A 22,754-nucleotide genomic window follows, 5' to 3' on the forward strand; every position below is an offset into this window, starting at 1 on the left:
GCCCGGGGGCTGGGCCGACATTCCGATTGACGAGGCCGGCGGGCAGCAACATGCTCGCGCGCCATGCCCAGGAACCGGACCCTCTGTGACCGACGCCGACGTCGCTGCCCCCAAGCAGCGGCTTCTCGGGCTGCGCGTCGATCCGTGTCCTTCCGCGTCGTGACGGCCTCACCGTAGGCCTCGCCCGCCGGACCGGCCCAGGCCCGCGTTCCTGAACCTCCGCAGCCCTCGGCTCCGGGGGTTTTCTTTTGCCCGAACTCCAGAAGGACACCACCATGAGCCTCCGCGTCGGCATTGTCGGGATCAGCGGGTTTGGCGGCGGCGAGGCGATGCGCCTGATCGCGAGCCACCCGTCCTTCGAGTTGGTCTACGCCGCGGGCGAAAGCAGCGCCGGCAGCCGCTTGGTGGAGCGCTTTCCCGGTGTCCCGGCCAAGCTGGCGGAGCTGAGGATCGAGCCATGGGACCCCGAGGCCCTGCCGAAGCTCGACGTGCTGTTCGCGTCGCTGCCCACGGGCATGTCGGAAGCGGCGCTGGCGCGCGTCCCCACGGACGTGAAGATCGTCGATATCGGCGGCGACCACCGCTACGTCCCGAATTGGGCCTACGGCCTGGCCGATGTCTGGCCAGCTCAGATCGCGGGCCGGACCCGCGTCGCCAACCCGGGCTGCTTCCCCGCGGCGACGCTGACCGCGCTGGCCCCGCTGCTGGCCGATAGGCTGATCGAGCCCGGCAACATCGTGATCGACGCCAAGACCGGCCTCTCCGGAGCCGGCCGGGGCGGCGCCGACAGCCGGTTCGGCTACGCCGAGACCAACGAGAACCTCGTGCCCTACGGCCTGCTCGAGCATGTCCACATGCCCGAGATCGCCGAGACGATCGAGCGGCTGAGCGGCGGCAGCGCGGCCGGCCTGGTGTTCACGCCCCATCTGGTGCCGATGACACGCGGCATCCTCGTCACGATCTACGGCCGCGGCCAGGCCACCACGAGCCAGTGCCTGGACGCGGCCCGGCGCTTCTATGCCGGGCGGGCCTTCGTGCGCGTGACCGACAGGCCGCCGCAGACCAAATGGGCGACCGGCTCGAACCTGGCTTTCGTCAGCTATGCGGCCGATCCCGCGCGCAACCTGGTGATCGCGATGGGCGTGGTCGACAATCTCGGCAAGGGCGCCGCCGGTCAGGCGGTGCAGAACGCGAACCTGATCTGCGGCCTGCCGGAAACCGCGGGGCTGGACGGCGCGCCGATCTGGCCGTGACGGCGGCGCGCCGCGCGCCTCAACTGCTCGGCTGCTCGTGCAGCGTGTCCTCGACGTAGAGCTGCTCCAGCAGGACCTTGATCACCGCCATCAGGGGCAGCGCCAGGGCGATGCCCCAGAGGCCGAAGATCACGCCCAGGATCAGCTGGCCGGCGAAGATCGTGGCCGGCGGGATGTCCAGCGCCCGCTTCTGGATGAACGGCGTCAGGCCGTAGCTTTCCAGGCATTGCACCGCCAGGTAGACGCCGATCGAGCCGATGACCGCCTTCAGGCCCGAGGCCAGGGCCGCCAGGATGATCACGAGCCCCGCCACCAGCGGGCCCACGGTCGGCACGAAGGCCAGCAGCCCGGCCTGGAGGCCGAGGATCAGCGCGCCGCCGATGCCCAGGAAGGCCAGCCCGGCCCAGGTGCAGACGAAGATCACCGCCATGATGATCAACTGGCCGAAAAGCCAGTGCCGCAGGGTCTCGCCGGCGCCGTCGAGGACCTTGGCCGCGCGGCGGCGCTTCTGCGGGGGCACGAAGCGCAGCACCCCGTCGCGGTAGGCCTCCGGGTCGGCCGCGAAGGCGAGCCCCAGGAAGGCGATCACCAGCAGGTTTCCGAGCGCGTCGAACAGCCCGAGGATCACGGCCGCCGCCGGCCCGAGGACGCTGCCCGCATCGGACACGATCGAGCTGCTGCCCTTGAGCAGGCCGTTGGCGAGGCCGCCGAGACCGCCCTCCCGCTGGCTCGCGTCGGTGGAGCCGTCCTTGCCGCCGCCCTGCGGGGCGAGGCTCGGCACGTCGATGCCGCGCTCGGACAGCCAGCTCGACACGGTGCCGGCCTGGTCCTTGATCGTGGTGCCGAGGTCGCGCCCCTGCTGCACGATGGTGGCGCCGCCATAGGTCCCGAAGCCGATCGCCGCGACCGCGACCGCGAGGCTCGCGATGGTCAGGCGCACGCCCCGGGGCAGGGGCAGGACGCGGCCGAGCCCCCGGGTCAGGCCGTCGAGGAACACGCCGAGCAGCACGCCCGCGAAGATCAGGAGCAGCGTGCCCACCGACATCCAGGCGAGCGCCAGCGCCGCCGTGAAGCAGACGACGGCGATGCCCGAGGCCGCCAGCGGCAAGGCGCCCTGCCAGGGGCCGACCGGGCCGTCCAAGTCCCGAGATTGACCGTCCGTCATCACCGCTCCCGTACCGCGGGCTCACGAACGCCGCGGGCCGGCCATGGTCAAGTGTGGCTCTCTATCAGCTTGTGTGCGGTGCGCCGAGACCGGACGGCGTTTCGCGCGTTGTCCGCCCGCGCAGCCGCTCCCGCAGGGGGCCGGGCGCCCCCAGGAGAGACCGCGTGAGCAGCAACGAGCCCCATACCCGTTCCCTCGGCCCCGGCCGGACCGTGGATACGGGGGACCAGCTCAGCAGCGTGGTTCTCCTCGGCCTGGCGATCGCGGGCGGCCTCGCGGCCGTGCTGCTCAACGCGATCCTGTAGGCCGGATCAGCGCCAGCGCTCGGCCGCCGCATCGTCGTGGGCGGCGGCCTCGACCCAGCCGCCGGTGGTGCCGTCGGCCAGGTGCTCGCGCTTCCAGAACGGCGCGCGAGTCTTGAGATAGTCCATCAGGAAATCCGCCGCCTCGAAGGCCGCGACCCGGTGGCTCGAGGCGGTCACCACCAGCACGATGCCATCGCCCGGCGACACCAAGCCGTGCCGGTGGATCACCCGCAGGGCCTGGAGCGGCCAGCGGGCGACGGCCGCCTCGGCGACCCGGAGGATCTCGGCCTCGGCCATGCCGGGATAATGTTCGAGCTCCAGGGCGGCGAGGCGCCCGCCCTCGTCCCGGCACAGGCCCGTGAAGGTGACGATCGCGCCGGCCCGGCCGCCGAGTTCCGCGCCGATCTGGGCGATCTCGGCGGCGGTGTCGAAGGGCTCGGCCTGGATGGCGACGCTCGGGGCGGGGGCACTCATGGTCGGGTCCAACGATCCTCGTCCGGCGGTCTTCGGGCGGCGCGGGACGCTCCCGCGCCTGTCACACCCGGCTGCGCCTCTATATGGCACGCTGAGCCGCATTCGCCCGCGGGCGTGATCGGTTGGCAACCGGCGGAGAAGGATGACTGTGTGACCCCCGACCTGATCCTGCCCTACGCGGGCGTCCTGCCGGATTTCGCGAGCCGCCCGGTCTGGTGCGGGCGCGGCAGCACGGTGATCGGCGCCGCCCGCATCGGTACGCAGGCCTGGATCGGCGACGAGGCGGTGATCCGCGCCGACGGGCAGGCCATCACCCTCGGGGACCGGTTCTGGCTCGGCCATCGCTCGACGGTGCATATCGCCACGCTCACCCACGGGACGCAGGTCGGCGACCGGGTCACGGTCGGGCGCAACAGCGTCGTGCATGCCTGCACGGTGGGCTCCGACGTCGTGATCGAGGACGACGTGGTGATCCTCGACGGGGCCGAGATCGGCGACCACGCGGTGATCGAGGCCGGCGCGACCGTGTTCCCCCGCATGAAGCTCGAAGGCGGCCACGCCTATGCCGGCAGCCCGGCGCGGCCGAGCCGGCCGGTGGGCCCGGACGAGGTCGCCGAGCGGGCCGAGCGCCTGCGCGAGCGGATGGGCGACGGCGCGGCCGCCGATCCCGGGCAGCCGCCCGAGGTCGAGGACAGCGTGTTCGTCGCCCGCACCGCGCGCCTGCGCGGCCGGGTCAGCCTCGGGGCCGGCGCCAGCGTGCTGTTCTGCTGCGACCTGAACGCCGAGGTCGGGCCGATCGTGGTCGGGGCCGACACCAACATCCAGGACAACACCGCGATCCGCACCCGGGCCGAGGGCGTGGTGATCGGGCGCGACACGACCATCGCGCACAACGTCCGGATCGCCGATTGCCGGATCGGCGCCCGGGCACTGATCGGGATCGGCGCCACGGTGGCGCCCGGCACCTTGATCGCCGACGACGTCATGCTGGCGGCCGGCGCCACCACGGATCCCGGCCAGATCCTGGAGGCCGGCTATCTCTGGGGCGGCCGCCCGGCCCGGATCCTGTCCCCCCTCGACGCGGAGAAGCGCGCGATGATGATCCGCATCGTCGAGGGCTATTGCCAGCACGGGCGCGAGTATCGGGCCGCGCAGGCGGGGGTGGGTTAGGACCGTCTTGCGCCTCTTGTGCGGCCGATCGAAGAGCCCGGACAGGGCACGGGGATCGCTGTGCGAACGTCCTTGTCGGCTGGCTATTCTGTAACTACGATATTGCCGTGCATATGGTCTGGGATGAGCGCAAGCGCGCGATCAACCTGCGCCCCGAGCCGGAGGGGCATGGTCTCGATTTCGTCGATGCCCGCGACCGTTTCGAATGGGACAGCGCCGTCATCGTTCCGACCTATCCGGGACCGGACGGCCGCCCGCGATTCATCGCCATCGGCTGGCTCGACGAGCATTTGCGGGCGCTGGTGTTCTCGCCGCTCGGGACGGAGGCGGTGACGGCCATCAGCCTCCGCCCGGCCAGCCGCAAGGAGAGGAGCCTCTATGACCAAGCGTAAGGCAGGCCCGATCAGCGACGCCGAGGAGGCCCGGATCCAGGCCGCGATCGCCCGCGATCCGGACGCACCGGAGGTCACCGACGAACAGGCCGCGCAGGCACGTCCGGCCTCCGAGGCCCTGGATCCGGCACTCTTCGCCAGACTCACGCAGCGTGGCCGTCCGAGATCGGCGACCCGCAAGAAGCTCGTGACCCTGCGCCTGCCGCCGGACGTGATCGAGGGCTACCAGGCCACCGGCCCGGGCTGGCAGGTGCGGATGGGCGAGGTTCTCGCGGCCGGTCTCAAGACCGGCGTGCGCGGTCGCAAGCGGACGGCGTGACGCGGGCAGACATGCCCTTCGTCACGCGGCAATATCCGAGATCCTTCGGCCAAATCCCAAAACAATCAGTGCTGCAGGATCTTCGACAGGAAGGTCTGGGCGCGCTCGGAGCGGGGGCTGCCGAAGAAGTCCTCCTTCTTGGCATCCTCGACGATCTCGCCGCGATCCATGAAGATCACCCGGTCGGCGACCTTGCGGGCGAAGCCCATCTCGTGGGTCACGACCATCATGGTCATGCCCTCCTTGGCGAGCTCCACCATCACGTCGAGCACCTCGCCGACCATCTCGGGGTCCAGCGCCGAGGTCGGCTCGTCGAACAGCATCACCACCGGGTTCATGGCGAGCGCCCGGGCGATCGCCACGCGCTGCTGCTGGCCGCCCGAGAGCTGGCCCGGGAACTTGTCGGCATGGGCGCTCAGGCCCACCCGGGCCAGCAGGTCGAGGCCGCGCTTCTTCGCGTCCTCGGCGCTGCGCCCCAGGACCTTGCGCTGGGCGATGGTGAGGTTGTCGGTGATCGACAGGTGCGGGAACAGCTCGAAATGCTGGAACACCATGCCGACCCGGGAGCGGAGCTTGGGCAGGTTGGTCGCCTTGTCGGCGACCTTGGTGCCGGCGACCGTGATCTGGCCCTTCTGGAACGGCTCGAGGGCGTTGACGCACTTGATCAGAGTCGACTTGCCCGAGCCCGACGGGCCGCAGACGACCACGACCTCGCCCTTGGCGACCTTGGTGGTGCAATTCGTCAGCACCTGGAAGTCGCCGTACCATTTGCTGATGTTGTCGATGGCGATCATCGTCTCGCCGGGCGCGGCATCCGGCACGCCGGCGACGAGGGTGCCGGGCTGGAGCCCGGCATCCCGGGGGGCATGGGCGGCGTCGGCGACGGGCTCCTTGACGGACGGGGCCGGCATCGGGGTCGAGGTCATGGCGCGGACTCCAGTGTCGGTCAGCGGATGATGGCGACGCGGCGCTGCAGGCGACGCACCAGGAACGAGGCCGTGAAGCAGATCACGAAGTAGACGATGGCCGCGAAGATATACATCTCGACGAGGCGGCCGTCGCGCTGGGCGACCTTCGAGGCGGCGCCCATGAAATCGGTGAGCGAGAGCACGTAGACCAGCGAGGTATCCTGGAACAGCACCACGGTCTGGGTCAGCAGAAGCGGCAGCATGTTGCGGAAGGCCTGAGGCAGCACGACGTTGGCCATGGTCTGCCAGTAGTTCATGCCGAGCGCCAAGGCCGCCCCGGTCTGCCCCTTGGGGATCGACTGGATGCCCGCGCGCATGATCTCGGAGAAGTAGGCCGCCTCGAAGGCCATGAAGGTGATCAGGGCCGACGGGAAGGCGCCGACCTGGATCGGGGTCGAGGCGCCGGTCACGTAGGCGCCGATATACGGCACCAGGAAGTAGAACCAGAAGATCACCAGCACGAGCGGCAGCGAGCGGCACAGCTCGACATAGCCCTTGGCGATGTGGCTGAGCCCCGGCACGCTCGACAGCCGGGCCATCGCCAGCAACGTGCCGATGATCACGCCGCCGACGGCCGCCATGGCGGTGAGCGTCACCGTGAAGACCATGCCCTGACCGAAGAGGTAGGGCAGGGACGAGAGGATGACGTTGAAGTCGAAATTCGAGAGCATCGGGGCCTGTTCGCGGTGGCCGTGCGCCGGCGGAGCGGGGAGGTCGGGGGGCGGGCCGGCGCCTCAGCGCTGGCCCGGGATCGTGACGGCGCGCTCCAGGAAGGTCGCGGCGGTGACAACCACGAGGTTGATGATCACGTAGAGCAGCGTCGCCGCCGTGAACGCCTCGAATACCTGGAACGAGAATTCCTGCATCGAGCGGGCCCGGGCGGTCAGCTCCAGGAGGCCGATGGTCAGGGCCACGGAAGTGTTCTTCAGGTTGTTCAGGAATTCCGAGGTCATCGGCGGCAGGATGATCCGGTAGGCGTTCGGCAGCAGGACGTATCGGTAGGTCTGGTAGACCGTGAAGCCCATCGCGGTGCCGGCCATGCGCTGGCCGCGCGGCAGCGACTGGATGCCCGCCCGGACCTGCTCGGCCACCCGCGAGGCGGTGAAGAAGCCCAGGCACACCACGGCCGTGTAGAACGGCGCGTCGGGCAATTGCTTGATCGCGTCGCCGACCTGCGTCGGCACCACCTCGGGCAGCACGAAGTACCAGAGGAACATCTGCACCAGCAGCGGCACGTTGCGGAACAGCTCGACATAGGCCGTGCCGATCGCGTTGGCGGTCTTGGACGGCAGGGTCCGCATCACCCCGATCAACGAGCCGAGGAAGAACGCGATGATCCAGGAGCACAGGGCGGTGGCGATCGTCCACATGAGCCCGGAGAGCAGCATGTCGAGATAGGTGCCGGTGCCCTCGGGCGAGGCGTCGAAGAAGATCCGCCAGTTCCAGTTGTAGTTCATCGCGCCGGTTCTATCCTGATCTTGCAAACACGCACCGCGGGATCGGTCCCGCGGTGCGCATCATTCGCGGCGAACGCTCAGTAGGCGGCCGGATCGGGGCTGGCGATCGGCGTGGTGAACTGCTTCTTCATCTCCGCGCTCATCGGCAGGTTGAGGTTGATGTTGCGCGGCGGGATCGGCTTGGTGAACCACTTGTCGTAGAGCGCCTTACCCTCGGGGCTCGTGTAGAGCTTGGCGGTGGCCTCGTCCGCGACCTTCTTGAAGGCCGGGTCGTCCTTGCGCACCATGATGCCGTAGGGCTCGGGCTTCGACAGGGCCTCGGTGGAGATCTCGTAGGCCGAGGGGTCCTTGGCGGAGGCCGCCAGCGAGGCGAGCAGCACGTCGTCCATCACGAAGGCCACGGCGCGGCCGGTCTCGACCATCAGGAACGCCTCGGCATGGTCCTTGGCGGGCAGGATCGTCAGGCCGAGCTTGCGCTCGGTGTTGGCCTCGTTGATCTGCTTGATGTTCGTGGTGCCCGAGGTCGACACGACGGTCTTGCCCTTCAGGTCGTCGATCGTGTGCAGGTTGGCCGACTTCTTCGACACGTAGCGGGTCGCGGTCAGGAAGTGCGAGTTGGTGAAGTTCACCTGCTTCTCGCGCTCGGCGTTGTTGGTGGTCGAGCCGCATTCGAGGTCGATCGTGCCGTTCGCCATCAGCGGGATGCGGGTGGCGGAGGTGACCGGGTTGAGCTTCACCTCGAGGTTCGGCAGGCCGAGATTGGCCTTCACGGCGTCGGCGATCTTGAAGCAGATGTCGAGGGCGTAGCCGATCGGCTTCTGGTCGCCGCCGAGATAGGAGAACGGCACCGAGGCGTCGCGGTAGCCGATGACGATGGCCCCGCTATCCTTCACCTTCTTGAGGGTACCGGTCAGTTCCTCGGCCCGCAGGCTGAGGGGGGCCAGGGCGAGGCTCAGGCCGAGCGCCGCGGCAAGGCCGCGGCGAGCGATATCAGACTGCATCGGTACGGAACTCCTGGATCAGGCCGAACGGGATCGGCTGGCGGCTCGGCGCTCGGGCCCGCCCGCTCGGGCGAGGCCTTTGCAATGATGGTGCCGGGAGGCCGGCCGCGGTGCCGCGCGGGACCGCGGCAGACGACGCAGGACCAGCCGCCGCCGCGCGAGCGTCCACGGTTGCGTGCCCCTCCGCCGTCATTCGGCCTCCTCCGGCCCGTCGAGACACCCTGCTCCCCGTGCCGCCGGCATCATGCACAATTCTTGGGCGTACGCACGCGGCGGTGCGGCCGCAATAACGATTAAGGCTGACGAATCCACTGCGCCGAACACAGAGACGCCGCCCCGCATAGCGATGCAGGACGGCGTCGGCCCGGAATGCGGGTCGGACTACTTGGTCAGTTCGTTGCCGGTGTAGTCGATCTTGCCGTCGGCGCCCTTCTTCCACTCGTACAGGACGTAGTCCGGCCGAGTGATGTCGCCCTTCTTGTCGTAGGCGATCGGGCCGACCACCGTGTCGACCGGCTTGCCCTGGTGCAGCCACTCGGCGAGCTTCTTGCCGTCGCTGGAGCCGGTCTCGGCCATCGCCTTGGCCAGAACCTGCACGGCCGCGTAGGAGTAGAGCGTGTAGCCCTCGGGATCGATGTTCTTGGCCTTGAACGCCGCCAGCGCCGCCTTGGCGTTCGGGTTCTTGCGGGCATCCGGCGGGAAGGTGGTCAGCGTGCCCTCGGCGGCCGGGCCGGCGATCGCCACCAGTTCGCGGTCGACCATGCCGTCGCCGCCCATCATCGGGGCCTTGAGGCCCTGGTCGCGCATCTGGCGCAGGATCAGGCCGGCCTCGGTGTAGTAGCCACCGAAATAGACCACGTCGACGTTGGCCGATTTCAGCTTCGAGACCAGCGCCGAGTAATCCTTCTCACCCGGGTTGATGCCCTCGAACATCACCGGCTTCACGCCCTTGGCCTTGAGCACCATCAGGGTCTCGTCGACCAAGCCCTTACCGTAGGGGGTCTTGTCGTGGACGAAGGCGATCTTCTTGTCCTTGAAGTTCGCCACGAGATAGGCGCCCGCCACCGCGCCCTGCTGGTCGTCGCGGCCGCAGGTACGGAACGTGTTCCACATCCCGCGCTCGGTGAACTTCACGTTCGTGGACGCCGGGGTGACCTGGATGATGCCGGCGTCGAGATAGACGTCGGAGGCCGGGATCGACACGCCGGAATTGTAGTCGCCGACCACCATCTTCACGCCGTCGCTGGCGAACTTGTTGGCCACCGAGACGCCCTGCTTCGGGTCGGAGGCGTCGTCGCCGACCAGGACGGTGATGGTCGTGCCCTTCAGGGTCCCGGCCTTATTGAGGTCCTCGACGGCCTGGCTGGCGCCGTTCCTGAACTGGACGCCGATGGCGGCGCTGTTGCCGGTGATCGGCGCCGCGATGCCGAGCTTCACCTCCGCGGCCTGGGCCGCAGCGATCATCGTGCCGAGGGCGAGCCCGGCCAGCAGAATCGATCTCATCGCGAACATCCCCTTCGATACTCGGTCCGCCCCGGTGGATCCGGCCGAACTCACCCGACCCCGCCGGAGACGGGCGTGCGTTCGCGCCACGTCAGCGGAGAGGTCTTCTCGTAGAGCCAGCGGTACTGGCTCGTCATCTGGCGCGTGCGCGTGAACCGAAAGCCCACCGTGCCGATGATCATGACCACGATCGCGTCGATCGCATAGTAGTGCAGCGAGACCAGCGTGCCCGAAAACAGCGCGAAATGGATGAAGCGCACGGAAGCGGCCACGAGGAGCAGGGCCCCCAGGCATTGCCAGAACGGCCGCCAGCCCCGGGCGATCGCGCGGGCGGCCATCCAGCCGGCCCAGCCGCCCATCACCACGGTGACGAGCAGGAACAGCCAGGCCGACTGCTCCTCGTACAGGATCCCCTGAAGCATGCTCATGCCCCGACCGGGCCGGTATGGCCCCCCTCCAGATAGGCGGCCTTGACGTTCGGATCGTCGAGCAGGGCCCGCCCGGTCCCGCTCATCGTGACCCGGCCGTTGACCAGCACGTAGCCGCGATGGGCGAGCTTGAGGGCGTGGTAGGCGTTCTGCTCGACCAGGAAGATCGTCATGCCGTCCGTGCGGTTCAGCTCGCGGATCGCGTCGAAGATGCCCTTCACCACGAGCGGCGCCAGGCCGAGCGACGGCTCGTCGAGGAGCAGCAGGCGCGGCCGGCTCATCAGGGCGCGGGCGATGGCGAGCATCTGCTGCTCACCGCCCGACATCGTGCCGGCGCGCTGGTGCAGGCGCTCCTTCACCCGCGGGAACAGGGTGCAGACCTTCTCGAGATCCTCCTGGAAGTAGCGCTCGCCGTGGAGCGAGGCGCCCATCTGGAGGTTCTCGAACACGCTCATGCGCGCGAAGACCCGGCGGCCCTCCGGCGACTGGGCGACGCCGAGCCGGGCGATGGCGTGGGTCGGCATCCGGGTGATGTCGCGCCCGTCATAGGTGATCGTCCCCGTGCGCGCCTGCGGGCTGCCGAAGATCGTCATCATCAGGGTCGACTTGCCGGCGCCGTTGGCGCCGATCAGGGTGACGATCTCGCCCTCGGCGACGTCGATATCGACGCCCCGGAGGGCGGCGACGCTGCCGTAATAGGTCGAGACGTCGCGCACCGCGAGGAGCGGGGGCTTGCCCCCCGCCTGGATCGCCCGGGTCTCCTCGACCAGGACGTTGATGCCGGCCACGCTCATAGCGACGCCTCCGAGCGGTTCACGTCCGGAAGGGTCGGGTCCCCGTGCGGCACGGTGATGCCGACCTCGGCTTCCACGGCTTCCACCTCGTCGTCCTCGACGCCCAGATAGGCGGCGATCACCTTCGGGTCCGCCCGCACCTCGGTCGGGGTGCCGTCGGCGATCTTCTGGCCGTAATCCAGCACGACCACGTGGTCCGAGATCTCCATCACCACCGACATGTCGTGCTCGATCAGCAGCACGGAGGTGTCGTGCGCGTCGCGGATGTGGCGCAGCAGCGCGTTGAGCTCGGCCGATTCGCGCGGGTTGAGGCCCGCGGCCGGCTCGTCGAGGCAGAGCAGCACCGGATCGGTGCACATCGCCCGGGCGATCTCCAGCCGGCGCTGGGCACCGTAGGGCAGGGCGCCCGCCGGATCGTCGGCCCGCGCCATCAGGTCGATCCGGTCGAGCCAGGCCTTGGCCCGCTCGATCGCCGCCCCTTGCGCATCCCGGTAGCCCTTGAGGCCGAGCAGCCCGAACAGGGTGTAGCCGGAGGCGCGCATCAGCGGCTTGTGCTGGGCGACCAGCAGGTTCTCCAGCACCGTCATGCCCTGGAACAGGCGGATGTTCTGGAAGGTCCGGGCCACCCGAGCGGTGCTGTTGACCGCGTGATTGGGCAGCCGTTCCAGCAGGTGCGTGGTGCCGTCGGCATGGGCGAGCCGCAGCATGCCCTCGGTCGGCTTGTAGAAGCCGGTGATGCAGTTGAACACCGTGGTCTTGCCGGCCCCGTTGGGGCCGATCAGGGCGGTGATGTCCCCGCGCCTGGCCTCGAAGGACAGGTCGGAGACGGCGGTGAGCCCGCCGAACCGCATGGTCAGGTGCTCGACGGCGAGCACCGGCGGGGCGGAGGCCTGCGCCTGCGCCCGGGGTTCCGGATGAAGCGCCATCAGCCGTGCCCCTCGCTCACATGCGCGCCCGAGACGGCGCGGCGCTCGCCCAGCGACACCGAGGGCAGGCGCACCGAGATCAGCCCCCGCGGCCGCCAGACCATCATCGCCACCATGGCGAGGCCGAACAGCAGCAGGCGGTACTCATTGGGATCGAAGCCCTCGCCGAACACGGCTTTCAGGAAGCCGAGATTGCGCAGCATCTCGGGGCCGCCGACCATGGCCACCGCCGCGATGGCGACGCCGACCTGACTGCCCATGCCGCCCAGCACCACGATCGCCAGGATGATCGCGCTCTCCAGGAAGTTGAAGCTCTCCGGGCTGATGAAACCCTGGCGCACCGCGAAGAACGAGCCGGCGATGCCGCCGAACGCCGCCCCCAGGGCGAAGGCCGTGAGCTTGGTCGCCGTCGTGTCGATCCCGAGCGACCGGCACGCGATCTCGTCCTCGCGCAACGCCTCCCAGGCCCGCCCGATCGGCAGGCGGCGCAGGCGTAAGGTGACGAAGTTGGTGAACAGGGCCAGCGCCAGGATGAGGTAGTAGAGGAACACCAGCCGGTGCATCGAATCGTAGGGGATGCCGAACCGGGCGGCGAAGCCGTCCTCGCCGGCGCTGAACGGGATGCCGAAGAAGGTCGCCCGCGGGATCGACGAGATGCCGGCGCCGCCCCCGGTGACGTCCGTCCAGTTGATCAGCACCAGGCGGATGATCTCGCCGAAGGCCAGCGTCACGATGGCGAGGTAATCGCCGCGCAGGCGCAGCACGGGGAAGCCGAGCAGCATCCCCCACAGGCCGGCGAACACACCCGCCAGCGGCAGGCAGATCCAGAACGACAGGCCGAAGGTGGTCGACAGGAGCGCGTAGGAATAGGCGCCGACCGCGTAGAAGGCGACGTAGCCGAGGTCGAGCAGGCCGGCGAGGCCGACCACGATATTCAGGCCCCAACCGAGCATCACGTAGGTCAGGATCAGGATTCCGAGATCGATCCAGTAGCGGGCCGAGGAGAGGCCGCCGGTGGCCGCCGCGGCGATCGCCGGCAGGGTCAGGGCGATGCCGACGAACAGCCAGAGGCCGAGCTTCGACGTCTTCTGGCCGGCATCGGGCTCGGCGTGGACCGCCTCGGTGGCCTGGGCCGGGGAGGGGGTCAGGGCGCGCCGCGCGTCCCGGCGCAGGAGCACCAGGCGCTGGAGGATGCGGGCGACGAAGATCGCCGCGCACAGGCATGCCACCAGGCCCCAGCGCGGGGTCAGCAGCAGGTCGCTGCCCGGGCCGGGATCGGTCCGGTAGGCGATGATCGGGACGCAGAGGCCGAAGGCGACGAGCGCGTAGAGCGCGGCGTCGCGCAGGATGCCGGCCATCGCCGATTCGGGGATGGCGGCTTGGGTCGCGGGCTTGGAGTTCGCCATCAGACCTTCTCGACCTCCGGCCGGCCCAGGATGCCAGACGGCATGAAGATCAGCACGATGGCCAGGATCGAGAACGCAGCGACGTCCTTGTACTCGATGGAGAAGTAGGCCGACCAGAAGGTCTCGATCAGCCCGATGATCAGCCCGCCGAGCACGGCGCCGGGGAGCGAGCCGATGCCGCCGAGCACCGCCGCGGTGAAGGCCTTCACGCCGGGCACGAACCCGTCCGAGAAGGACACGACGCCGTAATACATCAGGTAGAGGACGCCCGCGACGGCGGCCAGGGCGGCGCCGAGCACGAAGGTCAGCGAGATCGTCCGGTCGACGTCGATGCCCAGCAGCGCGGCCATCTTGCGGTCCTGCTCGCAGGCGCGTTGCGCCCGGCCGAACGGGGTCCGCTGCACGAGGTACCAGAAGCCGGTGAGCAGCACGGCCGTGACCGCCATGATCAGGCACTGCTTGTAGGCCAGGAACACCGCGTAGCCGTCGCGCTCGAACAGCGTGATGCCGCCCGAGAGCATCGGCGGCGTCGGCTTGTTGCGCGCGCCCTGCACCACCTGGACGAAGTTCGAGAGGAAGATCGAGACGCCGATCGCCGAGATCAGCGGCGCCAGCCGGAACGAGCCGCGCAGCGGCCGATACGCGATGCGCTCGATCGCCCAGCCCCACAGGGCGGTCAGAATCATGGCGACCACGAGGACGACCAGGAACGCCAGGGCGATCGAACTAACGCCCAGCCAGGTCGTTAGAAGAAGGAAGGTGATCAGCGCGATGAAGCACGACACCATGAACACATCGCCGTGGGCGAAGTTCACCATTCCAATAATGCCGAACACCATCGTGTAACCGATCGCGATCAGACCGTATATCGAGCCGAGCGTGAGCCCGTTTATCAGCTGTTGTACGAAGACGTCCATGTATTCTCGCGGGCGCAGGTTTTTCGTCCAGCCTGCAGAGACGGCAGGCGAGCTGGGAGAGCAAGTCCCGTACCGCAGCTGCGTCGTTCCGGCCACAGGTTTCAACCCCGGGCGAACGTCCCGAGAAAACAGTCGGGCAGGTCAGTAACAAGCCCCGAATGGGCTTGCGCCTGGCGTAGTTCGTGCTTCACGTTAACGAAAATCAATGCTGGTCCATCCCGGGCGGCGACGAGGAGCAGTACCGATGTCGGGTTCACGGCTCACCACGTTGATTTTCATCGGTATGCTGCTCGGGATCGCGGTGGGCTACGCCTGCAGCATCACCTGGCCGGATCCGCAGACCGCCAAGGAGATCGCCGGCTACATCGCCCTCGTGTCGGACATCTTCCTGCGCCTCATCAAGATGATCATCGCGCCGCTGGTGTTCTCGACCCTGGTGGTCGGCATCGCGCATCTCGGCGACACCGCCGCGGTGGGCCGGGTCGGCGGCAAGGCGCTGCTGTGGTTCGTCGGCGCCTCGTTCTGCTCGCTGATGCTGGGGCTGATCCTGGTCAACCTGATGCAGCCGGGCCACAACCTGAACCTGCCGCTGCCCGATGTCGGCGCCGGCACCGGCCTCAAGACCGCCTCGCTGTCGCTGAAGGAATTCGTCACCCACCTGGTGCCCAAGAGCGCCGTGGAGGCGATGGCCAACAACGAGATCCTGCAGATCGTGGTGTTCTCGATCTTCTTCGGCGTCGCCCTGGCGGCGCTGGGCGAGAAGGGGCACTTCCTGGCCCAGGGCATCGAGGGCCTGGCCGACGTCATGCTCAAGGTGACCGGCTACGTGATGCTGTTCGCCCCGGTGGCGGTGTTCGCCGCCATCGCGGCGACGATCACGACGCAAGGGATCGGCGTCCTGGTCACCTACGGCAAGTTCCTGGTCGAGTTCTATGCCGGGCTCGCGGTGCTCTGGGCGCTGCTGATGGGTGTCGGCTTCCTGATGCTCGGGGGCAGCGGCATCATGCGGCTGTTCAACCTGATCAAGGAGCCGTTCGTGCTCGCCTTCTCGACCGCGTCGAGCGAGGCGGCCTACCCGAAGATGCTGACCAACCTCGAGAAGTTCGGCGTGCCCAACCGCATCACCTCGTTCGTGCTGCCGATGGGCTACTCGTTCAACCTCGACGGCTCGATGATGTACTGCACCTTCGCGGTGATGTTCATCGCCCAGGCCTACAACATCCCGCTCTCCTGGGGGCAGCAGCTCACGATGCTGTTCCTGCTGATGGTCACCTCGAAGGGCATGGCCGGCGTGCCGCGCGCCTCGCTGGTGGTGATCTCGGCGACGCTGGCGCAGTTCAACATCCCCGAGGCCGGCCTGCTGCTGATCATCGGCATCGACCAGTTCCTGGATATGGGCCGCTCGGCGACCAACGTGCTCGGCAACAGCATCGCCACCGTGGCGGTGGCCAAGTGGGAGGGCCAGCTCACCGCCACCGACCAGCGCCTCGACCATGTCGGCACGGTCCCCTCGCCGGCCGAGTAGGACGGCACGGGGTCACGCGGAGGGCACGGGATGTCGGCGATGCGGTGCGGCTCGGTCCTGGCGGGCGTCCTCGCCCTGGCGCTGGCGGGGCTCCCGCGCCCCGCCGCCGCCATCGAGGTGCTCACCGGCACGCTCAAGCGCGTGGCCGAGCGGGGCGAGATCGTGCTCGGCTACCGGGAGAGCTCGGTGCCGTTCTCCTTCGTGGAGGGCAAGCACCGGGACGGCAGCCCCCGGGTGATCGGCTACGCCATCGACCTGTGCGGCGAGATCGCCGACGACATCCAGGCCGCGATCGGCCGGAAAGTGGCCGTCCGGTACGAGCCGGTCACCGCGGAGACGCGCATCCCGGCCCTGACCTCGGGGAAGATCGACCTCGAATGCGGCTCGACCACCGCCAATGCCGAGCGGCGCCGGAGCGTCGCCTTCTCGCCGGTCGACTACATCAGCGCCACGCAGCTGCTGGTGAAGAAGGGCTCCGGCATCGCCTCCTATCGGGACCTCGGCGGCAAGACCGTCGTGGTCACGGCCGGCACCACCAACGAGAAGGCGGTGCGCGACCTGCTGGCCAAGCTCAAGATCCAGGCGCAGATCGTGACGGCGCCCGACCATGCCGCGTCCTACGCGATGGTGAAGGCCGGCCAGGCGGACGCCTTCGCCACCGACGACGTGCTGCTCTACGGGCTGATCGCCACCGACAGCCAGGACGGGTCGACCTACACGGTGCTGCCCGACAAGCTCTCCTACGAGCCCTACGGCATCATGTTCCGCAAGGACGATCCCGAGCTTGCCGGGATCGTCACCCAGACCTTCACCCGGCTCGCCGAATCGCGCGAACTGCGCTGGACCTACGAGCGCTGGTTCCTGAAGCGCCTGCCCAACGGCGAGCGCCTCGACATCCCGATGTCGAACGACCTGCGCACGAGCTTCCAGCTGATGGGGCTGGACGCGCAGGAGTGATCGTTTCGGGCCGCCGCCCGCGCCCGGTGCCTCGCTTTCGCCCAACCAGCGGATGAGGAAGGGGCCGCGTTTCTCGTGGTCCCCCCCCTCTGCAGCGAGCGTGCCGCCGCCCCATGCCGATCGCCGCGCCTTTCCCCAAGACGGCCGCCCTGGTCCTGGCCGCCGGCCTCGCCTGCGCGGCCACCGCCGCGTCCGCCCATCCCCATGTCTGGGTCACCGCGAAGGCGCAGCTCGTCTACCAGGACGGCAAGCTCGTCGGCGTGCGCGACACCTGGAGCTTCGACCCGGAATACACGGCCTTCGTCACCCAGGGCCTCGACGCCAACAAGGACGGCAGGCTGGCGCCCGACGAGCTGGCCGGGCTGGCCGCCGAGAACACCGCGAATCTCGCCGAATTCGGCTACTTCACGAAGCTGAAGGTCGGCGGCAAGGACCAGGCCTTCGCCGACCCGAAGGAGCCGGCGATGCGCCTGGACGGCAAGGCCCTGGTGCTGAGCTTCCTGCTGCCGCTCAAGGCGCCGATCCAGCAGGGACGGGGTGTGGCCGCCCTGGAGGTCTACGACCCGACCTACTTCGTCGCCTTCTCGTTCGCGGAAGGCTCGGACGCCGCCACCCTGGCGGGCGCGCCGCAGGGCTGCGCCGCCACCGTGACCCGGCCGAAGACGGAGCAGCCCAAGACCGCCGAGGCGGGCTCCCCGGGCATGACCGAGGCGTTCTTCGAGGCGCTCACGGCGGCCTCGTCCTACGGCGTCCAGTTCGCCAGCCGGGTCCTGGTCGCGTGTCCGTAGGGATCGGCATCGCGGCGCCGGCCCGGTTCGGGCGGCTCGGGCTGCGGCTGGGGCTGATGGCCGGCGCCGTCGTGCTGGCCGCCGGCGTGGCCGCCGGGCTGGCCTGGCTCATCGCTCCCGGGATCGCGGCGCCACCGCCGCGTTCGCCCTTCGGCATCGGCTTCCGCGAGGCGGCCCCGGCCGCCACCGGCCTCGGCGGCGTGATCCTGGCCCTGCAGGCGAGCTTTTCCCGCAGCCTCAACGCCGCCGTCGTGGCGCTGAAGGGCGGCGGCGACTGGACGCCGCTGGTCGGCCTGGCCTTCGCGTATGGCGTGTTCCACGCCGCCGGCCCCGGCCACGGCAAGGCGGTGATCGCCGGCTACATCCTGGCCGGGGAGCGGGCCCTGCGCCGGGGCTGCGCGCTCAGCGCCTGCGCGGCCCTGCTCCAGGCCCTCGTCGCGGGGGCGATCGTCGGGATCGGCACCGTGGTGCTCAACGCCACCGCGGCGAGCGTGACCCGGGCCGGAACCCTGATCGAGACCGTCAGCTTCGCCCTCGTCGCCCTGGTCGGGCTGGCGCTGACCTGGCGCAAGGCCGGGCAGCTCGTCCAGCTCGGGACGTCCTGCGGCCCCGGCTGCGTCCACCTGCCCGACGCCCGGACCATCGACGCCCTCGATGGCTGGCGCGCGCGGGCCGGCGTGGTCCTGGCGGCGGGATCGCGCCCCTGCGCCGGGGCCGTTCTGGTCCTGGTCTTCGCGGTCTCGCAGGGGGTGCCGGGGGCGGGGATCCTGGCGGTCCTGGCCATGGCTCTCGGCACCGCGCTGACCACCACGGCCCTGGCCTGCCTGGCGGTCTTCGCCAAGCGCGCGGCCCTGCGGCTCGCGGGCGGCCGCGGCCAGGGGGGTGTGCTGGCGATCGGCGGCCTGGAATTGCTGGCCGCCGCCTTCGTGCTGGTGCTGGGCGTGGCGATGCTGTCCGGCCTCGCGCTGAATCTCGGCGGCTGATCCCGGACTAAAAGGCCGGGACCTCTTGCGGGTCCAGGGCAGGGCCCTGGCAGCTGGGGGCCGGACGCGAAATCGCGTCTCGCCAACGGGACTTGCGCGTGTCACGCTGCATTCTTGCGGTGGAGGAGCGCGGATGCACGCCGACTTCCAGACGATCCTGAACTGGCGCCTGCTGGCCGGATCGCATCCCTTCCCAGGCCCCGATGGCGGGACCTGCATCAACGAGGCGGCGATCGTGGCCGCGGGGCTGCCCTACCGGGCGATCCGCTCCAGCGCCGATTGCCCGCCCTGCTTCTCGAGGCCGATCGCGGCCTACGCGCTCGGCCTCAACGACGCGATGCCGGATGAGGCCCGGACGCAGCTCATCGCCTTCGTGCTGCGGCTGTCGGGCAGCGCCGACCGGCCGGAGGTCGAGGCCGCCCGCACCCGGCGGCTCGCGCTCGAGAGCATCCGGCGGATCCTGGCGCCGCTCTGCGCCCGGGCCGGCATGGCCGAGCATGAGGAGGCCTGCGCCGGCGCACCGGACTTGGCCCTGGCTCTGGCGGCGGCGCGGTCGGCCGCGTGGCAGGGCGGCGCGCTCGCGCAGGAGGCGGCCCGGGCGCGGCGCTGGCGGGACGGCGCCCTACAATCCGCGGTCGCCCGCACCGCGACGGCGGCCCAGCGCGCCGCCGAGGATGCCCGCTGCGCCGCCGAGGTCGCCGAGGGCGCGGCCCCGTTCGTGCCGGACGTCTGGGTGCGGGCCTGCGCGATCCTCGACGATGCCCTGGCGATCGGCCGGCAGGCGCCGGAGATCGACCTCCGCGGCGCCCGCGCGCGCCTCGATGCCGCCCGGGGCCGGGTCCCGGCCTGATCAGGCCAGGACGGGTTCGGCGGCGAGGTCCAGCTCGACGGAGGCGCAGTTCTCCAGGAACGTGCCGGTGAGGTGGTAGAAGAACGTCCCGTGGCCGACCACCGCGATGGTCGTCTCGGGGCGCGCCCGCAGCCAGTCCCGGAATCCGGCGACGCGGGCGTCGAACAGGTGCCGCGGCTCCACCGGGTAGCCGCCGACCTCGCAGCCGGGCTCGGCATGCCACCACACTTCGGGCAGGTGCCCGACATCGAGATGCGGGAACTCGGCGGCGATCTCGGAGGCCGCCCGGCCGACGTCGCAGCTGCTCTCCTGGCATTCCCGGTGCAGCACCTCGACCAGCACGCGCGGCCGGCTCGGGTGCTCGCCGAACAGGATCGCGGCGGTCTCGATCGCCCGGGTCAGCGGCGAGACCACCACCAGCTCGAACGGGATGTCCTTCAGGCGCTCCCGCGCCTCAGAGGCCTGGGCCTGGCCCCGTGGGGTCAGCCGGGCGTCGAGGAGGCCGGGATCGCTGCCGCCCTGCCGGCGGGCGGCGTTGAAGGTCGATTCGCCGTGGCGGATGCAGATGATGCGGGTGGTCTCGGGCATGAGGCTCGGCTGTGGCGTGTGGCGGGAGGGCGGAACGCTCAGGCGAAGCGGCCGCCGCGCTGGATGACCTCGATCTTGTAGCCGTCCGGGTCCGTGGCGAAGAAGAACCGCGCCAGCACGGTCTCGCCGTGCTTGAGCGTCTTCACGTCGGTGGCCGGAAAGCCTTCGCGGACGTGCCGGGCGTGCTCGGCCTCGACGTCGTCGACCACGACGGCGATGTGGCCGTAGCCGTCGCCGAGATCGTAGGGCTTGTCGCGGCCCTTGTTGACCGTGAGCTCGAGCTCGAACGGCGAGGCCGGGTCGCGCAGGTAGATCAGGGTGAAGTCGTCGAAATCGTAGCGGTCCGCGACTTCGAAGCCGAAGGCGCGCGCGTAGTAATCCCGCGCGCGCGCTTCGTCGCGGACGCGGATCATGGCGTGGACAGGCTTGGACATGCGGCGGCGGTTCCGGATCGTGCGAAGAATGTCGGACGCGGCCTATGTGGCGCCGGCCCGCTGCCGCGGAAAGGGCCGGCCTGCCGCCATTCCCATCGGATCGGCGGCTGCACAGCGCCACGGCAGCGACCGCCCATGTCCGGCCGCGGTTACCAAGACAGATCCGCCCAATATCGGACGATCTCTAATACAACCCCACAATTTCTTTCATGACTTAATTATGGAATGTATTCATTCCGCACTTCATGCATTCATGCGCCCATTTCGGACGCTGCCCTGCCGTATCAGACGGCTGAATGGGGATTCCGAAGCATCCGACATTGCCTTCGCGGCAAGAATTGACCATCCTCATGCGTGACATGCAGATTTTAGCGCACGCTTAACGCGTTTGCTGTAACGTTGATAGATATCAATGCCGTGCTGCCCGGCCGGGCCAAACAAAACGGAAGCTCCATGCTGCGCCTGTCCAACATCCGGATCTTCACCAAGCTGATGGTGATCCTCACGTTGATCGGCGTCATCGTCGGCGGCTGCGTCTGGTACGCCCAGTCGCGGATGCGCCAGATCGACCAGGATTACAGCGCCTTCATCAACAACGAGGCGGCCGCGACCGCCGAGGCCCGCCGGCTCAACCGGCTCGTGTTCGAGCTCAATTACTGGGTCTACCGAATCATCGCCGAGACCGAAGAGGCGCAGATGCAGAGCGCCAATCGCGGCTTCGAGGCCGCCGTGCTCAAGGTGAAGCCGACCCTCGAAACCCTGCGCAAGAGCGCTCCCACCTTCACCGCCCGGATCGACCAGCAGAACGGGCGTATCGAGCGGTTCATGCGCGATGTCGGCGAGGTGCGCCGGCTCGGCACCAGCAACCAGAACGACAAGGCCATCGCGCTGGTCCACACCGCGCTGGATCCGGTCTTCTCCGAGCTGGTGGAGAACGGCAACACGCTCGCCGACGACATCGGCACCTACATGGTGAAGGGCTCGGACGACCTCACGGACCAGACCAACGCGACCTGCTTCAGCCTGATCCTGTTCAGCGCCCTGGGGATGCTGGCCGGCCTGCTCGCGGCCGTGTTCATCTCCGCCATCGGCATCACCCGCCCGCTCGACCGCCTCGTCTCCGTGCTGCAGCGGATGGCCCGGGGCGAGATCGACGCCGAGATCGCGGAGGCCGCCCGCAAGGACGAGATCGGCGCGGTCGGCAAGGCGGTCGAGGGCATCAAGGCGATGGTGGCCCGGAAGGCCGCCGAGGAGGCCGAGATCCGGCGCGCCGCCGACGCCGCCGCCGCGGCCGAGCGGACCCGGACCATGCTGGAACTCGCCGACGGCTTCGAGCGCGCCGTGGGCGGCATCGTCGGCCTGGTCTCGTCCTCGGCCACCGAGCTGCAGGCGACCGCCCAGACCATGACGGCGAGCGCCACCGAGACCGCCAGCCAGTCGACCACGGTGGCGGCCGCCGCCGAGGAGGCCGCCGCCAATGTCGAGACCGTCGCGGCGGCCGCCGAGGAGCTCGGCTCGTCGGTCCAGGAGATCGGCCGGCAGGTCCTCGGCTCGGCCAACCTCGCCCAGGCTGCGGTGGGCGAGGCGGACGAGACGCACCATCTCGTCCAGGCGCTCAGCCAGGCGGCCACCCGTATCGGCGACATGGTCGGGCTGATCTCGAACATCGCCGGCCAGACCAACCTGCTGGCCTTGAACGCCACCATCGAGGCGGCCCGCGCCGGGGAGGCGGGTCGGGGCTTCGCCGTGGTGGCGTCCGAGGTGAAGGAGCTGGCCGCGCAGACCGCCAAGGCGACGGAGGAGATCAGCCAGCAGATCGGCCAGATCCAGGGCGTGACCGGCCAGGCCGTCTCGGCCATCGAAGGGATCACGGCCCGCATCCGGGAGATCGATTCGGTGGCGACCTCGATCGCCGCGGCCGTCGAGGAGCAGGGGGCGGCCACGCAGGAGATCGTCCGCAACGTCGCCCAGGCGGCCATCGGGACCAACGAGGTCACGACCAACATCGCCGGCGTCGCCCAGGCCTCCGAGGAGACCGGCTCCGCGGCCAGCCAGGTGCTCGATGCGGCCGGCGAGCTGTCGCGCCAGTCGGAGCATCTCGGCGCCGAGGTCTCGCGCTTCCTCGCCACCGTGCGGGCGGCGTGATCCGAA

General features: G+C 69.6%; 25 protein-coding genes. 11 read left to right on the plus strand and 14 right to left on the minus strand.

What is annotated here, in order from left to right:
- Nucleotides 1–275: 275 nt before the first annotated feature.
- On the plus strand, nucleotides 276–1,253 hold the full coding sequence (gene argC / locus WYO_RS11635; protein ID WP_007562526.1) for an N-acetyl-gamma-glutamyl-phosphate reductase: 978 nt from the start codon (nucleotides 276–278) through the stop codon (nucleotides 1,251–1,253).
- 19 nt (nucleotides 1,254–1,272) lie between these two features.
- Here argC and WYO_RS11640 read toward each other — a convergent pair whose 3' ends face one another.
- A complete protein-coding gene (locus tag WYO_RS11640) occupies nucleotides 1,273–2,418 on the minus strand; it encodes an AI-2E family transporter (protein ID WP_007562528.1) in 1,146 nt (381 codons plus the stop codon).
- Nucleotides 2,419–2,582: 164 nt separating this feature from the next.
- Between WYO_RS11640 and WYO_RS31530 the strand changes: the two genes are divergently transcribed.
- A complete protein-coding gene (locus tag WYO_RS31530) occupies nucleotides 2,583–2,723 on the plus strand; it encodes a hypothetical protein (protein WP_007562530.1) in 141 nt (46 codons plus the stop codon).
- Nucleotides 2,724–2,729: 6 nt separating this feature from the next.
- On the opposite strand, the gene WYO_RS11645 is transcribed toward WYO_RS31530, so the two are convergent.
- The gene (locus tag WYO_RS11645; RefSeq protein WP_007562533.1) at nucleotides 2,730–3,197 is read right to left on the minus strand and encodes a molybdenum cofactor biosynthesis protein MoaE; all 468 of its coding nucleotides are present in this window, start codon (nucleotides 3,195–3,197) and stop codon (nucleotides 2,730–2,732) included.
- A gap of 150 nt (nucleotides 3,198–3,347) precedes the next feature.
- On the opposite strand from WYO_RS11645, the gene WYO_RS11650 reads away from it, so the two are divergent.
- From WYO_RS11650 to WYO_RS11660, 3 genes are all read left to right on the plus strand, one after another.
- Nucleotides 3,348–4,367, plus strand: a complete 1,020-nt coding sequence (locus tag WYO_RS11650) for a gamma carbonic anhydrase family protein (protein WP_007562535.1) — start codon at nucleotides 3,348–3,350, stop codon at nucleotides 4,365–4,367.
- A 113-nt stretch (nucleotides 4,368–4,480) separates the two neighbouring features.
- Complete coding sequence (locus WYO_RS11655) at nucleotides 4,481–4,759, plus strand: BrnT family toxin (protein ID WP_007562537.1); 279 nt, start codon at nucleotides 4,481–4,483, stop codon at nucleotides 4,757–4,759.
- Nucleotides 4,746–5,078: a BrnA antitoxin family protein gene (locus WYO_RS11660; protein ID WP_007562539.1), complete on the plus strand. Its 333-nt coding sequence runs from the start codon at nucleotides 4,746–4,748 to the stop codon at nucleotides 5,076–5,078. The genes WYO_RS11655 and WYO_RS11660 overlap by 14 nt, the downstream gene beginning before the upstream one ends.
- A gap of 65 nt (nucleotides 5,079–5,143) precedes the next feature.
- Here the strand turns inward: WYO_RS11660 and WYO_RS11665 are convergent, their stop codons facing one another.
- From WYO_RS11665 to WYO_RS11710, 10 genes are all read right to left on the minus strand, one after another.
- A complete protein-coding gene (locus tag WYO_RS11665) occupies nucleotides 5,144–5,872 on the minus strand; it encodes an amino acid ABC transporter ATP-binding protein (protein WP_039902772.1) in 729 nt (242 codons plus the stop codon).
- Between the two features lie 152 nt (nucleotides 5,873–6,024).
- Complete coding sequence (locus WYO_RS11670; RefSeq protein ID WP_007562543.1) at nucleotides 6,025–6,717, minus strand: ABC transporter permease subunit; 693 nt, start codon at nucleotides 6,715–6,717, stop codon at nucleotides 6,025–6,027.
- Between the two features lie 63 nt (nucleotides 6,718–6,780).
- Entirely contained in the window at nucleotides 6,781–7,503 is a 723-nt protein-coding gene (locus WYO_RS11675) for an amino acid ABC transporter permease (protein WP_007562545.1), read from the minus strand.
- A 77-nt stretch (nucleotides 7,504–7,580) separates the two neighbouring features.
- Nucleotides 7,581–8,504 carry an amino acid ABC transporter substrate-binding protein gene (locus WYO_RS11680; protein ID WP_007562547.1) on the minus strand — a complete coding sequence of 308 codons (924 nt, stop codon included), beginning with the start codon at nucleotides 8,502–8,504 and terminating at the stop codon, nucleotides 7,581–7,583.
- 381 nt (nucleotides 8,505–8,885) lie between these two features.
- Entirely contained in the window at nucleotides 8,886–10,007 is a 1,122-nt protein-coding gene (locus WYO_RS11685; protein WP_007562549.1) for a branched-chain amino acid ABC transporter substrate-binding protein, read from the minus strand.
- 50 nt (nucleotides 10,008–10,057) lie between these two features.
- Nucleotides 10,058–10,435, minus strand: coding sequence for a DUF6867 family protein (locus WYO_RS11690; protein ID WP_007562551.1), 378 nt, complete (start codon nucleotides 10,433–10,435; stop codon nucleotides 10,058–10,060).
- A complete protein-coding gene (locus WYO_RS11695; RefSeq protein ID WP_007562552.1) occupies nucleotides 10,432–11,229 on the minus strand; it encodes an ABC transporter ATP-binding protein in 798 nt (265 codons plus the stop codon). The genes WYO_RS11690 and WYO_RS11695 overlap by 4 nt, the downstream gene beginning before the upstream one ends.
- Nucleotides 11,226–12,155, minus strand: a complete 930-nt coding sequence (locus WYO_RS11700; protein ID WP_007562555.1) for an ABC transporter ATP-binding protein — start codon at nucleotides 12,153–12,155, stop codon at nucleotides 11,226–11,228. The genes WYO_RS11695 and WYO_RS11700 overlap by 4 nt, the downstream gene beginning before the upstream one ends.
- Entirely contained in the window at nucleotides 12,155–13,561 is a 1,407-nt protein-coding gene (gene livM, locus WYO_RS11705; RefSeq protein ID WP_007562556.1) for a high-affinity branched-chain amino acid ABC transporter permease LivM, read from the minus strand. Before livM ends, WYO_RS11700 begins: the two co-directional genes overlap by 1 nt.
- On the minus strand, nucleotides 13,561–14,478 hold the full coding sequence (locus WYO_RS11710) for a branched-chain amino acid ABC transporter permease (protein WP_007562557.1): 918 nt from the start codon (nucleotides 14,476–14,478) through the stop codon (nucleotides 13,561–13,563). The genes livM and WYO_RS11710 overlap by 1 nt, the downstream gene beginning before the upstream one ends.
- Nucleotides 14,479–14,722: 244 nt before the next feature.
- Here WYO_RS11710 and WYO_RS11715 point away from each other — a divergent pair, with 244 nt between their 5' ends.
- From WYO_RS11715 to WYO_RS11735, 5 genes are all read left to right on the plus strand, one after another.
- Nucleotides 14,723–16,003, plus strand: coding sequence for a dicarboxylate/amino acid:cation symporter (locus WYO_RS11715; RefSeq protein WP_007562559.1), 1,281 nt, complete (start codon nucleotides 14,723–14,725; stop codon nucleotides 16,001–16,003).
- Nucleotides 16,004–16,042: 39 nt separating this feature from the next.
- The gene (locus tag WYO_RS11720; RefSeq protein WP_128754986.1) at nucleotides 16,043–16,960 is read left to right on the plus strand and encodes an amino acid ABC transporter substrate-binding protein; all 918 of its coding nucleotides are present in this window, start codon (nucleotides 16,043–16,045) and stop codon (nucleotides 16,958–16,960) included.
- A 113-nt stretch (nucleotides 16,961–17,073) separates the two neighbouring features.
- Nucleotides 17,074–17,748 (plus strand): DUF1007 family protein, encoded by a 675-nt coding sequence (locus WYO_RS11725; RefSeq protein ID WP_007562563.1) that lies wholly within the window; start codon nucleotides 17,074–17,076, stop codon nucleotides 17,746–17,748.
- Nucleotides 17,739–18,731, plus strand: a complete 993-nt coding sequence (locus WYO_RS11730; protein ID WP_007562564.1) for a nickel/cobalt transporter — start codon at nucleotides 17,739–17,741, stop codon at nucleotides 18,729–18,731. The genes WYO_RS11725 and WYO_RS11730 overlap by 10 nt, the downstream gene beginning before the upstream one ends.
- 133 nt (nucleotides 18,732–18,864) lie before the next feature.
- Nucleotides 18,865–19,581: a hypothetical protein gene (locus tag WYO_RS11735; RefSeq protein WP_007562567.1), complete on the plus strand. Its 717-nt coding sequence runs from the start codon at nucleotides 18,865–18,867 to the stop codon at nucleotides 19,579–19,581.
- Here the strand turns inward: WYO_RS11735 and WYO_RS11740 are convergent, their stop codons facing one another.
- The gene (locus WYO_RS11740) at nucleotides 19,582–20,169 is read right to left on the minus strand and encodes a histidine phosphatase family protein (protein WP_007562571.1); all 588 of its coding nucleotides are present in this window, start codon (nucleotides 20,167–20,169) and stop codon (nucleotides 19,582–19,584) included.
- A 38-nt stretch (nucleotides 20,170–20,207) separates the two neighbouring features.
- Nucleotides 20,208–20,603 (minus strand): VOC family protein, encoded by a 396-nt coding sequence (locus WYO_RS11745; protein WP_007562573.1) that lies wholly within the window; start codon nucleotides 20,601–20,603, stop codon nucleotides 20,208–20,210.
- Nucleotides 20,604–21,056: 453 nt separating this feature from the next.
- On the opposite strand from WYO_RS11745, the gene WYO_RS11750 reads away from it, so the two are divergent.
- Nucleotides 21,057–22,748, plus strand: coding sequence for a HAMP domain-containing methyl-accepting chemotaxis protein (locus WYO_RS11750; RefSeq protein ID WP_007562575.1), 1,692 nt, complete (start codon nucleotides 21,057–21,059; stop codon nucleotides 22,746–22,748).
- Nucleotides 22,749–22,754: the final 6 nt, after the last annotated feature.

The organism is Methylobacterium sp. GXF4 (genome assembly GCF_000272495.1).
Taxonomy (GTDB): Bacteria; Pseudomonadota; Alphaproteobacteria; order Rhizobiales; family Beijerinckiaceae; genus Methylobacterium; species Methylobacterium brachiatum.

Excerpts from the sequence above, each read along its gene's own strand:
- WYO_RS11695 (WP_007562552.1), bottom strand. The coding sequence starts at position 11,229 with ATGAGCGTGGCCGGCATCAACGTCCTGGTCGAGGAGACCCGGGCGATC.
- livM (WP_007562556.1), bottom strand. The coding sequence starts at position 13,561 with ATGGCGAACTCCAAGCCCGCGACCCAAGCCGCCATCCCCGAATCGGCG.
- WYO_RS11750 (WP_007562575.1), top strand. The coding sequence starts at position 21,057 with ATGCTGCGCCTGTCCAACATCCGGATCTTCACCAAGCTGATGGTGATC.
- WYO_RS11715 (WP_007562559.1), top strand. The coding sequence starts at position 14,723 with ATGTCGGGTTCACGGCTCACCACGTTGATTTTCATCGGTATGCTGCTC.
- WYO_RS11740 (WP_007562571.1), bottom strand. The coding sequence starts at position 20,169 with ATGCCCGAGACCACCCGCATCATCTGCATCCGCCACGGCGAATCGACC.
- WYO_RS11670 (WP_007562543.1), bottom strand. The coding sequence starts at position 6,717 with ATGCTCTCGAATTTCGACTTCAACGTCATCCTCTCGTCCCTGCCCTAC.
- WYO_RS11725 (WP_007562563.1), top strand. The coding sequence starts at position 17,074 with ATGCCGATCGCCGCGCCTTTCCCCAAGACGGCCGCCCTGGTCCTGGCC.
- WYO_RS11660 (WP_007562539.1), top strand. The coding sequence starts at position 4,746 with ATGACCAAGCGTAAGGCAGGCCCGATCAGCGACGCCGAGGAGGCCCGG.
- WYO_RS11640 (WP_007562528.1), bottom strand. The coding sequence starts at position 2,418 with ATGACGGACGGTCAATCTCGGGACTTGGACGGCCCGGTCGGCCCCTGG.
- WYO_RS11685 (WP_007562549.1), bottom strand. The coding sequence starts at position 10,007 with ATGAGATCGATTCTGCTGGCCGGGCTCGCCCTCGGCACGATGATCGCT.
- WYO_RS11735 (WP_007562567.1), top strand. The coding sequence starts at position 18,865 with ATGCACGCCGACTTCCAGACGATCCTGAACTGGCGCCTGCTGGCCGGA.
- WYO_RS11655 (WP_007562537.1), top strand. The coding sequence starts at position 4,481 with ATGGTCTGGGATGAGCGCAAGCGCGCGATCAACCTGCGCCCCGAGCCG.
- WYO_RS11645 (WP_007562533.1), bottom strand. The coding sequence starts at position 3,197 with ATGAGTGCCCCCGCCCCGAGCGTCGCCATCCAGGCCGAGCCCTTCGAC.
- WYO_RS11700 (WP_007562555.1), bottom strand. The coding sequence starts at position 12,155 with ATGGCGCTTCATCCGGAACCCCGGGCGCAGGCGCAGGCCTCCGCCCCG.
- WYO_RS11745 (WP_007562573.1), bottom strand. The coding sequence starts at position 20,603 with ATGTCCAAGCCTGTCCACGCCATGATCCGCGTCCGCGACGAAGCGCGC.
- WYO_RS11720 (WP_128754986.1), top strand. The coding sequence starts at position 16,043 with ATGCGGTGCGGCTCGGTCCTGGCGGGCGTCCTCGCCCTGGCGCTGGCG.
- WYO_RS11690 (WP_007562551.1), bottom strand. The coding sequence starts at position 10,435 with ATGAGCATGCTTCAGGGGATCCTGTACGAGGAGCAGTCGGCCTGGCTG.
- WYO_RS11680 (WP_007562547.1), bottom strand. The coding sequence starts at position 8,504 with ATGCAGTCTGATATCGCTCGCCGCGGCCTTGCCGCGGCGCTCGGCCTG.
- WYO_RS11665 (WP_039902772.1), bottom strand. The coding sequence starts at position 5,872 with ATGATCGCCATCGACAACATCAGCAAATGGTACGGCGACTTCCAGGTG.
- WYO_RS11710 (WP_007562557.1), bottom strand. The coding sequence starts at position 14,478 with ATGGACGTCTTCGTACAACAGCTGATAAACGGGCTCACGCTCGGCTCG.
- WYO_RS11675 (WP_007562545.1), bottom strand. The coding sequence starts at position 7,503 with ATGAACTACAACTGGAACTGGCGGATCTTCTTCGACGCCTCGCCCGAG.
- argC (WP_007562526.1), top strand. The coding sequence starts at position 276 with ATGAGCCTCCGCGTCGGCATTGTCGGGATCAGCGGGTTTGGCGGCGGC.